The organism is Vibrio algarum (genome assembly GCF_028204155.1).
Taxonomy (GTDB): Bacteria; Pseudomonadota; Gammaproteobacteria; order Enterobacterales; family Vibrionaceae; genus Vibrio; species Vibrio algarum.
Genome location: NZ_JAQLOI010000001.1, coordinates 1,633,325 through 1,648,676, shown reverse-complemented (window position 1 = coordinate 1,648,676; position 15,352 = coordinate 1,633,325). Strand labels below are relative to the sequence as shown.

General features: G+C 40.4%; 10 protein-coding genes. 7 read left to right on the top strand and 3 right to left on the bottom strand.

From position 1 onward, the window contains the following. Nucleotides 1-5: 5 nt before the first annotated feature. Together PGX00_RS07890 and PGX00_RS07885 are read right to left on the bottom strand one after the other, a co-directional pair. A complete protein-coding gene (locus PGX00_RS07890) occupies nucleotides 6-773 on the bottom strand; it encodes an ABC transporter substrate-binding protein (protein ID WP_322107862.1) in 768 nt (255 codons plus the stop codon). Between the two features lie 164 nt (nucleotides 774-937). Continuing rightward, on the bottom strand, nucleotides 938-1,708 hold the full coding sequence (locus tag PGX00_RS07885; RefSeq protein WP_272134294.1) for an ABC transporter ATP-binding protein: 771 nt from the start codon (nucleotides 1,706-1,708) through the stop codon (nucleotides 938-940). 814 nt (nucleotides 1,709-2,522) lie between these two features. Here PGX00_RS07885 and PGX00_RS07880 point away from each other — a divergent pair. From PGX00_RS07880 to PGX00_RS07870, 3 genes are all read left to right on the top strand, one after another. After that, nucleotides 2,523-4,064 carry a DUF3360 family protein gene (locus tag PGX00_RS07880; RefSeq protein WP_272134292.1) on the top strand — a complete coding sequence of 514 codons (1,542 nt, stop codon included), beginning with the start codon at nucleotides 2,523-2,525 and terminating at the stop codon, nucleotides 4,062-4,064. A 237-nt stretch (nucleotides 4,065-4,301) separates the two neighbouring features. Beyond that, nucleotides 4,302-6,578: a formate C-acetyltransferase gene (gene pflB / locus PGX00_RS07875; RefSeq protein WP_272134290.1), complete on the top strand. Its 2,277-nt coding sequence runs from the start codon at nucleotides 4,302-4,304 to the stop codon at nucleotides 6,576-6,578. Nucleotides 6,579-6,755: 177 nt separating this feature from the next. Beyond that, nucleotides 6,756-7,697, top strand: a complete 942-nt coding sequence (locus PGX00_RS07870) for a lipid A deacylase LpxR family protein (protein ID WP_272134288.1) — start codon at nucleotides 6,756-6,758, stop codon at nucleotides 7,695-7,697. 113 nt (nucleotides 7,698-7,810) lie between these two features. Here PGX00_RS07870 and PGX00_RS07865 read toward each other — a convergent pair whose 3' ends face one another. Then, a complete protein-coding gene (locus tag PGX00_RS07865) occupies nucleotides 7,811-9,691 on the bottom strand; it encodes a methyl-accepting chemotaxis protein (protein ID WP_272134286.1) in 1,881 nt (626 codons plus the stop codon). 241 nt (nucleotides 9,692-9,932) lie between these two features. Here PGX00_RS07865 and pflA point away from each other — a divergent pair, with 241 nt between their 5' ends. The 4 genes from pflA to PGX00_RS07845 all read left to right on the top strand — a co-directional run bounded on the left by pflA (nucleotide 9,933) and on the right by PGX00_RS07845 (nucleotide 15,345). After that, on the top strand, nucleotides 9,933-10,673 hold the full coding sequence (gene pflA, locus PGX00_RS07860; RefSeq protein WP_272134284.1) for a pyruvate formate lyase 1-activating protein: 741 nt from the start codon (nucleotides 9,933-9,935) through the stop codon (nucleotides 10,671-10,673). 319 nt (nucleotides 10,674-10,992) lie between these two features. Continuing rightward, a complete protein-coding gene (locus tag PGX00_RS07855; RefSeq protein WP_272134282.1) occupies nucleotides 10,993-11,493 on the top strand; it encodes a YfbU family protein in 501 nt (166 codons plus the stop codon). Between the two features lie 518 nt (nucleotides 11,494-12,011). Further along, nucleotides 12,012-13,946, top strand: coding sequence for a PrkA family serine protein kinase (locus PGX00_RS07850; RefSeq protein ID WP_272134280.1), 1,935 nt, complete (start codon nucleotides 12,012-12,014; stop codon nucleotides 13,944-13,946). 127 nt (nucleotides 13,947-14,073) lie between these two features. Then, the gene (locus PGX00_RS07845; protein WP_272134278.1) at nucleotides 14,074-15,345 is read left to right on the top strand and encodes a YeaH/YhbH family protein; all 1,272 of its coding nucleotides are present in this window, start codon (nucleotides 14,074-14,076) and stop codon (nucleotides 15,343-15,345) included. Nucleotides 15,346-15,352 lie beyond the last annotated feature (7 nt).

The window sequence follows — 15,352 nt, the reverse complement described above, 5'->3', positions numbered from 1 at the left end:
ACTACTTAGTCACCGTAGACATCGTAGTTAAAGTATTTAGCTTGAATTTCTTGGTAAATACCCTTTTCACGAAGAGCTAAAATAGCCTCATCTAGTTTTTTAGTTAGGTCTTTGTCTTGCTTGCGTACTGCAATACCAAAGCCGTCACCAAACCACTTAGGATCCGTTAGCGAAGGACCAGAAAACTCATAAGCCTCTCCACCTTTTTGGTTTAGTACACCTTCTTCTAACGCTGATGCATCACCTAAAACAGCGGCAACACGGCCATTGGCAAGGTCAAGATAGGCTTCGTCGAAAGAACCATAACGGACAACTTCAACATTTTTATAATTATCAGTTAGATATTTGTCGTGCGTCGTTGCGCGCTGAACACCAATTTTCACACCATCAAGATTCGAGAAATCAAGACCAGCGTCTTTTTTTGCAATAAATTTATTAGGAATTAATGCGTACTTACCAGTGAAATCAATTTTTTTCTTACGCTCTTCAGTGATAGACATCGCTGCAATAATTGCATCATATTTACGAGACAATAAAGAAGGAATAATGCCATCCCAATCTTGAGCAACCAGCTTACATTCCACTTTCATTTCTGAACACAACGCATTTGCTATATCTACATCAAAGCCACTTAGTGAACCGTCTGCCTCTGTTTTACTAAAAGGAGGATATGCTCCTTCAATACCAAAGCGTACAACTTTCCAATCCTTTGCTTGAGCTACGCCTGTTACTGCTGTAGCAGCCAATGTTGCTGCTAATAACCACTTTTTCATTTCCATACTCCTGTGTGTTTGCAATGCGGTTTCTAAGTTCTTGGCTTGATAATAAGAAAAACTAGGTCTTACTCTTATTGACTCCACCTTTCCAGAAACCTTTTTTATGTTGTTGATTTCCTAACACAGATAAAATTGGCTTATCTGTGTGTTTAGAAATAGTGTTAATAAATTGAAGAAATAAACTGTTTCAATCTGTCTGACTCGGGGTCGGTAAAGAGCTTTGCCGGATCGCCCTGCTCTTCGACTAAGCCTTGATGAAGAAACATCACATGATTTGAAACATCACGAGCAAATGCCATCTCATGGGTAACCACTAGCATTGTTCGTCCTTCATCGGCTAAATCACGCATTACACCAAGTACCTCACCAACTAGCTCAGGATCGAGTGCTGATGTAGGCTCATCAAAAAGCATCACTTCAGGATCAACCGCTAGCGCTCTCGCAATAGCCGCTCGTTGTTGTTGACCGCCAGATAAATGACCAGGGTAGTAGTCTTTTCGTTCCAAGAGACCAACTTTATTTAATATGGCTTCACCCTTCTCTTTCGCTTCGGCCTTTGGTATGCCAAGAACATGGATAGGTGCCTCGATTACATTTTCCAATACGGTCAAGTGAGACCATAGGTTAAACCCTTGAAAAACCATAGCTAAACGCGAGCGAATACGCTGTACTTGTTTTTCATTAACAGGTACAGATTCACCTTGACGGTTATTTTTCATTTCAATGAGCTCGCCGTTAACCCAAATTTGGCCTGCGGTTGGTGTCTCTAATAGATTGATACAGCGGAGAAAGGTACTTTTACCGGAACCAGATGACCCAATAATCGAAATCACGTCACCTTTATGCGCCTGAAGTGAAATGCCTTTAAGCACTTCATTTTGACCAAATGTCTTATGTAAATTTTTAATGTCCAGCGCTGGTACATCATTCATGCGCCACTACTCCCTGTTCAAAATCGAGAGGTAATCCGACCTCTTTAATGGCTACAAACTAGCATTCATCTTATCAACATGCAACAAATCATTAACTGACAACATGGCAATACACAAGCGATAGTGCTGCATTTTTATTCATATACAGGCTATAAACCTAGCAGCCCACGCATAAAACAGCAGAAAAAGAGAAAAATAAACGAACCGAACATGTAAACACCAAGTTAACATATTCCGCACAGTCGTCATTTAAAGGTGATATATATCACCTTTAAAATAAACAGTAGTCAAAAACACCAAATTTTATAATTTTACAAGAATTATAAGAAAGCAAAACTTCATTAAAATCACGTTAGAGTGAATGTTGTGCCTGCACTAGAACTATTTTTACCTGTTTAAACCTTTAAATTTTTTGATTATCTATATTCAGATCATAAACCTTTAAGATTGAGCAATTTATCTCCTGTATAACTGACGAAGATCATATTAACAATTATGAAAGTAGATAATTCTTATGCGCAATTTGTTGAAAGGTAGTTACAGAAATAGAATGTTAATGCACATTCCCGTCAAACTTTACGTAGTTTTCTTTCACTAATTTTTATAAAATGATCAAGATCAATCACCATAAATAGGTAGCTTGGTAAACTTCGAAATTAATAATTGAGCTAAAACTCACGCTTTATCTCTTTATTTTACGCGATACTAAAGCACGACATCTTTGTGTCACAGAGTGTCCTTAGTGCTAACAAGAAATTAATTGCACGGCAATTAACTTACAATTCGAACAATTAACTTTATATATGAGGAATCTATGTCAGACGTAGTCAACACAGACCACTCAGAAAAAGACGAAAAAAGCTATGCTGAGCTACACCGTCCCGCTTCTGAGTTCTCTAGCCGTTCTGAATATCTAGACCACGAACTTCAAATCATGAAACCACGCCGTTACGGGTTAAACCTCCCTGGACGTGATTTCCGTTTCGAACTTGAAGACCTTGTTCCTGCAGTTGCTGGTACTATTGGTATTATCGCGATGTATTCTGCTGTGATGATGTCTTGGGCTGATGGCCTAACTGAAGCATGGGACCACATCAATTTAGGAAAAGATTTCGCGATTGAAGTTTCACGCGTAGAAATGCTTATTCCTGCTCTTCTTTTCTGTGTCCTAGCCTCTGGTTTCATCAACCCAAGGGCTAACCTTGCAGGTAACCACGGCCCGATGATTCCACTTATCGGTACGATTGCTTTGGCGGGTGCTCACCCTCTAGCGCTTGCTATCTTGCTTGGTGTATTTGGTCTCTTACTCAGTTACTTTAAAGGTGGGTCCAAGTTAGTCAATCTCACCAGTGAAGGGGTTGCTGGCGGTTTGCTTGTTTTCCTCGGCTTCACAGGAACCATGAGCCAGATAGGTCAAATTCAAAGTTGGGCCGTAGGCCTTGAATCTGCTGAAATTGCAAAAGGCAGCATGGGCTATATTGGATTGGTTGTATTGGGCGTAAATATCGTTCTCTATGCTTTCTTAGCAAAAATTAACAAACGTTGGTTGGCTATACCTGCCTGTGCGGTTACTGGTTTAGTTATTGCTTTGCTATTTGGTGCTGGTTTCGACCTAACATTTGAAACAGAGATGGGACTTCCTAACCTTAACCCTGTTTATTGGTGGGGTAGCACAGAAGAAGGTTGGATGTTAGGCTTGCCTAACCTTCAGCATTTTATCGCATCTTTACCGTTTGCTATCCTAGCTGTTGCTATGTGGTCACCTGATTTCCTTGGTCATCGTATTTTCCAAGAACTTAACTACCCTAAGCGTACTGAAAAAGTTCTAATGGATGTTGATGACACAATGACTATGTGTTCTATTCGTCAAATGGTTGGTACAGCGGTTGGTGGTGGTAACATTACATCGTCTTGGGGTACTTATATGATCCCTGCAGCTATCGCTAAGCGTCCTATTCCAGGTGGTGCGATTCTTCTTGGTCTGCTTGTAATGATTATTGCAATCTTAGGTTTCCCTATGGATGTTGCAGTATGGCCTCCTGTAATGCGTATTGCTCTTCTTGTGGGTGTTTTCCTCCCACTATTGGAAGCTGGTATGCAAATGGTTAAAGACACTAAAGATTCTCATTCTGCTGGTATCTGTATTTTCGCATCAGCTGTCGCGAATCCAGTGCTAGCATGGGCGCTTACTATGCTACTTGATAACAATGGTCTTATCGGTAACAAAGAGCGTGCTCAAAAACTTTCATTCATTGATAAAGTAGTTATCCCAGCGAGCGTGCTTATCATCTGTTTAGTAGCGATGCTTGCAGTAGGTATGTTCGAAGGCCAATACGGCATTCAGGGCTTTCTATAAGTGATCAAAAAATGGGCAGCAGAAATGCTGCCCATTTTTTTATGTATTTTTTTAATTTTTGCAATATAATTTGAATGTCGAATTAAATTGGCAATTTTGGTTACAATATCTATGGTTAAATGACGATAAATTGATCATAGATATTGTTATTAAATAAAGAGTGTACTGTGTGCATACGCACTAGCTGAAATCAGCGAATCAGTACGTAATTTTTCTACTAAGAAAGGTAGGTATATCATGGCAGAGCAATTTGCTAAAGCTTGGGAAGGTTTTGCTAAAGGTGATTGGCAAAACGAAGTAAACGTTCGTGACTTTATTCAAAAGAACTACACGCCTTATGAAGGCGATGAATCTTTCCTAGTTTCTGAAGGTACTGAAGCAACTAACACGCTTTGGGATAAAGTAATGGAAGGTATCAAACAGGAAAACAGCACTCACGCGCCTGTGGATTTCGATACTTCTCTTATTTCTACCATCACTGCACACGACGCTGGCTATATCAATAAAGATCTAGAAACAATTGTTGGTCTACAAACTGATGCTCCACTTAAGCGCGCTATCATCCCTAATGGTGGTATCCGCATGGTTGAAGGTTCTGCAAAAGCATACGATCGCGTACTTGATCCTATGGTTAGCAAAATCTATTCAGAATACCGTAAAACACACAATGCTGGTGTTTTCGATATTTACACGCCTGATATCATGGCATGTCGTAAATCTGGTGTTCTAACTGGTCTTCCTGATGCTTACGGACGTGGTCGTATCATTGGTGACTACCGTCGTGTAGCTCTATACGGTATTGACTTCCTAATGAAGGATAAGCTAGCTCAATTTACTTCTCTACAAGAGAAATTTGAGAATGGTGAAGACCTAACAGCAACAATGCAGCTTCGTGAAGAAATTGCTGAGCAACATCGTGCACTTAAGCAAATCAAAGAAATGGCAGCTAAATACGGCTGTGATATCTCTGGGCCTGCTACGACTTCTCAAGAAGCGGTACAGTGGACTTACTTCGGCTACCTAGCGGCTGTTAAATCTCAAAACGGTGCTGCAATGTCTTTGGGTCGTACTTCGACTTTCCTAGATATCTTCATCGAGCGCGATATTGCTGCAGGCACTATCACAGAAGCACAAGCTCAAGAAATGATCGATCACTTCGTAATGAAGCTACGTATGGTTCGTTTCCTTCGTACTCCTGAGTACGATGAATTGTTCTCTGGTGACCCTATCTGGGCAACAGAATCAATGGGTGGTATGGGTCTTGACGGACGTACACTAGTTTCTCGTACTAACTTCCGTTTCCTAAACAGCCTATATACTATGGGTCCAAGCCCTGAGCCGAACATCACTGTTCTATGGTCTGAGCAACTACCTGACGGATTTAAGCGTTTCTGTGCGAAAGTATCTATTGATACTTCTTCAATCCAATATGAAAACGATGATCTGATGCGCCCAGATATGGAATCAGATGATTATGCTATCGCTTGTTGTGTATCACCAATGGTTGTTGGTAAGCAAATGCAGTTCTTTGGTGCACGTGCTAACCTTGCTAAAACTATGCTTTACACTATCAACGGCGGCGTTGATGAGAAATCTAAAGCTCAAGTTGGTCCAACAATGGAGAAAATCACTTCTGAGGTTCTTTCATACGATGAACTTTGGGACAAGATGGACCACTTCATGGACTGGCTTGCTAAGCAATACGTGACTGCACTAAACAGCATTCACTACATGCACGACAAGTACAGCTACGAAGCGTCTCTAATGGCACTACATGACCGCGATGTATATCGTACAATGGCTTGTGGTATTGCTGGTCTTTCCGTTGCTGCTGACTCATTGTCTGCAATTAAATATGCAACTGTTAAACCAGTTCGTGATGAAGACGGCATTGCTATCGATTTCGAAATCGAAGGTGATTATCCTAAGTTTGGTAACAACGACCCTCGCGTAGATGATATCGCATGTGAACTTGTTTCTGTATTTATGGGCAAAATCCGTAAACTGAACACTTACCGTAACGCGGTTCCTACTCAGTCAATTCTTACTATCACTTCAAACGTGGTATACGGTAAGAAAACTGGTAACACTCCAGACGGTCGTCGTGCTGGTGCTCCATTTGCTCCTGGTGCAAACCCAATGCACGGTCGTGATGAGAAAGGTGCTGTAGCATCTCTAACATCTGTAGGTAAACTACCGTTTGCTGATGCTAAAGATGGTATCTCTTATACGTTCTCTATCGTTCCTAATGCACTAGGTAAAGATGATAACTCTCAGAAAGCGAACCTTGCTGGTCTAATGGATGGATACTTCCACCATGAAGCAGGCATTGAAGGTGGTCAACACCTTAACGTGAACGTTCTTAACCGTGAAACTCTTGAAGACGCAGTTAAACACCCTGAGAAATACCCTCAGTTAACTATTCGTGTATCTGGTTATGCTGTACGCTTCAACTCTCTTACTACAGAGCAGCAAGCTGACGTAATCGCACGTACTTTCACTGAATCTCTATAATTCGGTAAAGTAATATAGTCTCTAACTACAGAGACAGAGACTCGATGAAAGCCTCGCATTTATGCGGGGCTTTTTGTTTTTTATAAAATAAGGGCTACAATAAGTACATTGTCATTTTAGGTGAGGAAGGTCATTATTATTCAATTAAAACATATATTTACACCATCAATGCTTTTCTTGGCTTTTACTGTTACAGCCAACGATAAAACAATATCTATTACCGCTGACAATGACGGCCCGTTTGGCACCGATCAAAACTACACTAATGGACTTCAAATTGATTATTCTAATTCCATTTCAGATCTAAACAGCATATTTATTAGATACTCACCTTTTTCGTTATTAGAGCATTTTGAGAATAACCTCCACAAATGGCACATATCAGTTGGTCAAAAAATGTGGACCCCTTCCGATATTCAAAAAGAACATCCAGAGCCAAATGAAAGACCCTATGCTGGCTTTTTATATTCTCAGGGCGAGCTGATTACTATTTCAGATACAAGTACGCATACTCTCGGTTTACTGGTTGGTGTCACAGGGTCCAATTCATTTGCTGAAGAGGCTCAAAAGTTTGTGCATAGCCTTGTGGGTTCCGACACCCCAGAAGGGTGGGATTACCAAATAGAAGACACTTTTATCGCTAATCTTTCCTATGATGGTAATTACCTACAACACACGATTGAAAATAAATCTGGCCTATCTCATGAATTTAGCACCCCTTTAAGAGTATTGGCGGGTAACTATCGAAGCGAATTGGCCACGGGGATAATGTGGCGATGGGGCTTGAATTTGCAAGACAGCCTAGGTAGTGCAAAAACAGAGAACGAAATGAGTTTTAAGCCTCATATGGTACAAGGGAAGGTGACTGGCGCTTTTCTGTTTGCCGGGGCAGAAGCTCGATATCGATTCAATGACATTACCATTGATGGAGACCGCCCGGATGACGTTTACCCTACCGATGTGGAGCATATACAAGCCACAGCGGTATTTGGTGGAGCGAAATATGGTGAATCAATGGGAGGAAGCATTACGCTAGCGTTTAAGTCAAAAGATTTTGAACAAGACTTAAACCGTCATTCTGCCAACATTTCAATGTCTCTTTTTTGGATGTACAAATAACACCTGACATTAACTAAGAGCATGAATGATGATTTTATATGCTTGGTGGCTCAATTAATGTCAGGTGTACATAGCAAAAAGTACAATGATATTACTCTTGGCGAATAATCGTTCTATAGAGTGAATTTCAGGCACTTCTCATGCAAGGTTGTTGAACGCTTATCAACCAGTTGGCTCGTCTTCTTAAGCTCATCATTACTATCCGCTATCGAACTCATCGACGTTGAAATTTGAGACATACTATCTGCCATAGATTGACTCGTGGTTGCTAGTTCTCGTATCGACGAAAATATCATATCGGTTTGTTTGCTCGCTTCTTCCGCTTTTTCTGTAATATCAGATAGAGCTTGCACAGCATCATTGCCTTTTTGTCTACCTACATCCATGGATTTTTCAGAACGGCCAATATATTGAATAACTTCGCCACTTTCCGTTTTTAACGTTTCGATAGTGTCAGATATCTCGGCAACCGCTTCTACCGTGCGAACGGCTAAATTCCTAACTTCATCGGCGACAACGGCAAATCCCCTCCCTTGCTCACCCGCTCTAGCAGCTTCAATTGCTGCATTCAATGCTAACAAATTCGTCTGCTCAGCAATGCCATTAATTATATCCATTACTGAATCTATTTTATTCGATGCTTCTTCTAGCTGCTGTATATGCGTTGCGGCATGGGTCAAAATAGTTCCTACTTCTTCTATCGACTCAATCGCTAGTGTAATAATGTTACCGCCATCTTCAGCAGACTGAGCTGAAGACTTACTTACCGCCAACACGAGCTCTAAACTATTTGACACTTCTTGAGTTGTTACACTCACCTCTTCTGTAGCAGAAGCGAGTATCTGAGTTTGTTCGACAGCCTCTGACTGCCCGTACACCACCCTATCAATACCTTGGTTTAGCTCTTCTGCATTCAACGAAAGAGCATCGCTATTGCTTTGAACCTCTCGAACTAATTCGGCTAAGTTTTCACAAGTTTGGTTTATTGCCAATGAGAGTTGATTAAATTCATCTTTGTGATTATTCGTCACAGGCACTCGAATTTTTAGATTCCCTTTTGAGATTAGGTTTAGAGCGGAATTAGTTTGATTAAGAGTTCGAGTAATCGACAAAGAGAGCGTAATAAATATCACAATGGTAATAAAAGCGAGTATTGTACAGGCGATAAGAATAGACCAAAGAGATACGTCTGCAGTATCCGCTGCAATACGCTGATAACGTTCACTAATAATCGTCAATTCAGAGGTAATCTGCGCCACGACAGCTAACACCGCATCTTGATTTGCATAAAGCTGAGATTCTATGTCACTCAATTGACCAGAAAGCACGGCAACTTTTTCAAAGGTCGTCGAAAATTCTTCTAATTCTTTCTCATAAAGATCAAGCATCGCGTAAGTGTTAGACATATTTGCAAAGCCGGCTTTGGCCCGATTAAAGAGTTTGAGGTTTTGTTCACTCGGCGTAAGTAGGTAATTTTGTTGCGCTTTGATCATCGCTTGGAAATCAGAGTTAAGCGTAACCATCCCTGTTTCTGCTATTTTTTGCTCAATGACCACGGCTATTTCTTTGAGTCTCCCTAGTTTGCCGTCATCGGCATTAAAGCCTAATTCACTCCTTAAGGATAACCAGGGTTCAAGCGCATCTCGGTAGCCGCCAATTAAAGTTACCAGTTCATTAGCGCGGTTTTCCATGCCCACACTTCGCAGGTATTCCTTGTTCTCCTGTCCTTTATCTTGAATCGCATATATCGAAGACTTTACACTTTCCACTTTTTGCGAGTTCATTGCTGATAACCCATTGGCTAGCTTCAACAGGTTTACCTGTGTCTGCTCGATTTCATTAGAACCGTTAGTAACATCAATACTTAAACGATATTCGTAATCCATCTCCTTTAGACTATTGCTTGTGTAAACCGCAAGCCCGATAAAACCAAGGATAAGAACAGCAAGCACAATCCAAATTTTTTCTTTTTGCGATAATAAAAAACGATCCATGTTTTTCCCTCAATCACCTCAGTGATAACGACATAATAAAAACTGAGACGCACGTCAATAAACGTGCCTTATTGATAACTTTAGTATCATAATAGTAATGAAAATGCGAACAGCGTAACCTGTTAAGAAAGTAATTCCATTGATTATTCGGAAAAGATGCGTTTTAGCAGAAACTTAGACTAGGTTATAAACTTCAAATGTAATAAAATGACAACTCAGAAACATTCGCCGAGAAGAACCTATGTCAACAATTGGTCGTATCCACTCTTTCGAATCTTGTGGCACCGTAGATGGGCCTGGAATTAGATTTATTATTTTTCTGCAAGGCTGCTTAATGCGTTGTATGTATTGCCACAACCGCGATACTTGGGATACGCATGGTGGTAAAGAAGTTACCGTTGAAGAGATCATCAATGAAGCTAAGTCTTATAAACACTTCATGAAAGCATCCGGAGGAGGTATCACCTGTTCGGGTGGAGAAGCAATGCTTCAACCAGAATTTGTTCGCGATTTCTTCCGGGCGGCCCAGCAAGAAGGCATGCATACCTGTCTGGATACCAATGGCTATATCCGTAAGCATACTGAAGTGATCGACGAGGTGTTAGAGGCTTCCGACTTAGTTATGCTCGATATAAAGCACATGAAAGATGAAATTCACCATGATTTCATCGGCGTATCAAACAAAAGAACTCTAGATTTTGCACGTTACCTACATAAAATTGGCAAAAAAACTTGGATTCGGTATGTAATCGTACCTGGCTACACTGACGACGAAGAATCCGCGCACCTATTAGGCGAATTTATTAAAGACATGGACAACATTGAAAAAGTTGAACTGTTGCCTTATCACAAATTGGGTGCACATAAATGGGAAGCCCTTGGTTACGACTATCCACTAGACGGAGTCAATCCACCAAGCAAAGAAACTATGGACAAAATGGTTGGCATCCTAGAACAGTATGTCGATAACGTAAAATATTAGTACGTCAATTTCGTTTTTATTCAAAGACAGATAAAATAATCACGTGCCCCCCACCAAAGGTAACTAATTAATTTTTCTGTCTTTGTTAGATTAACCAGACCGTCACATTAATCCTATGGCTGCTGTACACCTGTCTATTTAAATGTCCAAATGACAATAGTCCTGTTAGAAAAAACATTCTATTTACCGTCATTCAAGAAAAGGATTGAATTTAACAGATAAAATTCGACTAAAACGTTGGTAAATTGTTGCTGAGATGACAAATACTGGTAATCTTAATGACAATAAATTAATAAAACTATCCCCCGAGGTCTTCACAATGGAAATGACTAACGCTCAACGCTTGATCCTTTCAAATCAGTACTATCTTATGTCGAAACTTAGGCCAGAAAATGAAGCTAAGTACAGCCGTTTACAGACAATTGTAGAAAGAGGCTACGAGTTACAAATGCGTGAACTGGACAAGCATTTTGGTAAAATTACTGAGGAAGAGTGTCGCGAAGTAATCAACATTATGGAGATGTATCATGCGATGCAAGAATCCAACAAGATGTTGAGTGAAAATGACAGAAATGACGTTGATCAACGTCGCTTACAATTCTTAGGGTTCGACATTGCAAGTGAGCATCAACTTGTTAATTACGTTAGATTTCTTGTCGACTCTGAAGGTCTTTATCCTCAATTTGATAAGAGCGACCACCATTTCAACGCGCAGATGCCTATGCTAACCAAATACCGTCGTATGTTGACAACATGGCGTAACTGTCCACGCCAATACCACTTGTCATCAACAGAGTTTACGCAGATTTTTAACGCGTAATAAGGTCCTCACGTTGGTAATGATCCAAAAGCCAAATATTGACTATAAAAAGTTTGAAGCGGCTCAGGCAAACACTTGACCAGTAAAAAAGGGAACATTTATTGTTTCCTTTTTTTGCTTTCGAGCCTGAAACGAATACGCAATACCTATGTTTTCCATACAAAAGACGAACGATCAGGTATGGCGCTATTCTCAATGTTATTCTAAAAATTCGCATGCTAAAACCATCGCGAACTATTGTATTTTAAGTGAGGGAAACGACCCGCGCAAACCGTCATGAACACTTAACACATCACCTCCCAGCACAACTTCAAACTTGACCAACTTTAAATAAATACCTCGTGACAATGAGAATCATTCAAATCATAAGTAGAAGCTATGGCTTGTGCGCTTTTTCTGAAAAAATTGTAAATAAATACATAATTGTTAAGCAATAACTGAAAACTGCGTCTAGGCTTAGTGAGTGAAGGAATGTTATTTTTACTGTTGTCTGTTTGACGGTTTAGAGGGGTTAGAACATGAGTATTTTTGACCATTATCAGGCGCGTTATGAAGCTGCTAAGGATGAGGAGCTTTCATTACAAGATTTTTTATCACTTTGTCAAAAAGATAAGAGTGCCTACGCTAATGCTGCTGAACGCCTTTTGCTCGCAATTGGTGAACCTGAAGTGATAGATACTGCTCACGATCCACGCTTGAGCCGTATTTTTTCAAACCGGGTCATATCTCGCTACAAAACCTTTGAAGATTTTTACGGGATGGAAGATGCAATAGAACAAATTGTGTCTTACCTAAAACATGCTGCACAAGGTTTAGAAGAGCGTAAACAAATATTATACCTCTTGGGGCCGGTGGGTGGTGGTAAATCCTCACTTGCAGAAAAGCTAAAAGCCTTAATGGAGCAGTGCCCTATCTACATACTTGCAGCCGATGGTGTTCGTAGCCCAGTAAACGATCACCCTTTCTGCTTGTTTAATGCTCAAGAAGATGCTGAACTTCTTAAAAAAGATTATGGGATTGAGAAAAGATATTTACGTTCAATAATGTCACCATGGGCGGCTAAAAGACTACACGAATTTGGTGGAGACATTAGTCGGTTTACGGTTGTTAAGCTAAAACCGTCTATTCTAGACCAAGTCGGTGTAGCGAAAACTGAACCCGGCGACGAAAACAATCAAGATATCTCTTCTCTCGTCGGTAAAGTTGATATCAGGCAATTAGAACACTACTCACAAGATGACCCGGATGCTTACAGCTATTCTGGCGCACTTTGTAAAGCAAACCAAGGTTTGATGGAATTTGTAGAGATGTTCAAAGCACCTATTAAGGTGTTACATCCATTGCTCACTGCAACGCAAGAAGGCAACTATAATGGTACTGAAGGCCTTTCAGCATTGCCTTTCGATGGAATGATACTTGCCCACTCTAACGAATCAGAATGGCAGACTTTCAGAAACAATAAGAATAACGAAGCATTTCTCGACCGTGTTTACATCGTTAAGGTTCCGTATTGCTTAAGGGTTTCTGAAGAAATTAAGATCTACAAAAAGCTACTAGAACATAGTGAACTTTCCAAAGCCCCCTGTTCGCCAAGTACGTTAGAAATGTTGGCTCAGTTCAGTATTCTGTCTCGTGTTAAAGATCCTGAGAACTCGTCAATTTTCTCGAAAATGCGCGTTTACGATGGTGAAACACTTAAAGATACGGATCCAAAAGCCAAGAGTTATCAAGAATATAGAGACTTTGCTGGTGTCGATGAAGGCATGTCTGGTTTATCAACAAGATTTGCCTTTAAGATTTTGTCTCGGGTATTTAACTTCGACCAAACAGAAGTTGCCGCGAATCCAGTTCACCTTTTCTACGTAATCGAACAACAGGTTGAACGAGAGCAGTTTCCTGCCGAAATAGCCGAAAAATATACCGAATTCCTCAAAGGGTATTTAGTACCAAAATATATTGAGTTCATAGGAAAGGAAATACAAACCGCTTATCTAGAATCCTATTCGGAATATGGTCAAAACATATTTGATCGTTACGTAACTTATGCTGATTTCTGGATACAGGACCAAGAATATCGCGACCCTGAAACTGGACAACTATTCGATAGAGCAGCATTGAACAGTGAATTGGAAAAAATAGAGAAACCTGCAGGGATAAGTAACCCTAAAGATTTTCGCAATGAGATAGTCAACTTTGTACTGCGTGCTCGAGCTAGCAATAAGGGCTCAAACCCTGTTTGGACAAGCTACGAGAAACTTAGAACCGTCATAGAGAAGAAAATGTTCTCAAATACAGAAGAGCTACTTCCTGTTATCTCATTTAATGCAAAAACATCCACTGATGACCAGAAAAAACATGACGATTTTGTCGCTCGTATGATGGAGAAAGGTTACACCAAAAAACAAGTTAGATTGCTATCTGAGTGGTATTTACGCGTTCGTAAATCCTCTTAACATCTTGGAAATTATAATGCGCAAACTTAGAGTGCATATGAGTCAAGTGAAAGAAGTATTTGCTTCTAGGCAAAGAGGTTTACTTAGAAGCGAATACCAACTCTATGGCGTTTACAAGGAGTAACTCATGGGGCAATTTATCGATAGAAGGCTCAATGGTAAAAACAAAAGTACCGTCAATCGGCAAAGATTTTTACGTCGCTATAAAAACCAAATTAAAGAGTCGGTTGCCGATGCTGTAAATCGACGCTCGATAATGGATACAGAGAACGGTGAGGATATTTCAATTCCTCACAAAGATATAAAAGAGCCCACATTTCATCAGGGACAAGGAGGTAAAAGAGAACGTATTCATCCTGGTAACGACCAGTTCGTTAAAGGTGACAAGATGGAGCGTCCGAAAGGTGGAGGCTCAGGTGGAGGTTCTGGTGAAGGAGATGCTAGTCCCGATGGCGAAGGCCAAGATGAGTTTGTATTCCAAATATCCAAAGATGAATACTTGGATCTGTTATTTGAAGATCTCGAGCTTCCCAATCTTGAAAAAAACCAAATCAATAAAATTATTGAATGGAAAACAACCCGCGCGGGATACAAAACCGCAGGAATCCCTTCCAATATAGCCATTGTTCGATCACTACAACAATCATTGGCTCGCAGAACAGCAATGACCGCAGGAAAAAAACGTCTATTAAGTGAACTAGAGACAGAACTAGACAGGATTGAGAAGCAAGAACCTGCGCAACCTTTAGAAGAAACAAGAATAAAACAAGAGATAGCCGAACTTAGAAAACGAATATCCAGTGTGCCTTTTATTGATAGTTTTGACTTACGATTTAAAAACTTTGATCGGAGACCCGTCCCTTCTAGTCAGGCCGTAATGTTCTGTTTGATGGATGTGTCGGGCTCTATGGACCAAGCTACAAAAGACATTGCAAAGCGCTTTTACGTTTTATTGTATATGTTCTTAACACGGACCTATGAGAATGTAGAAGTCGTATTTATTCGCCATCATACACAAGCAAAAGAAGTAGACGAGCATGAATTTTTCTATTCGCAAGAAACAGGCGGTACGATCGTTTCTAGTGCTTTGAAGCTTATGGACACAATTGTGAAAGAACGGTTTCCTCAAGGTGAATGGAACATCTATGCTGCACAAGCCTCTGACGGAGATAACTGGGCTGATGATTCCCCAAAATGTAAAGAACTGATGCAAGACAGCTTGCTTCCAGCTTGCCAGTACTTTTCATATATCGAAATCACCAAACGAAGCCATCAAACTCTTTGGCATGAATATGAAAAGCTCATAGAGACTTCCAACAACTTCGCGATGAAAAACATTCGCTCTGTAGATGACATCTTCCCTGTATTTAGGGAGCTGTTTAAAAAAGAAACAGCTTAGGGAGTAT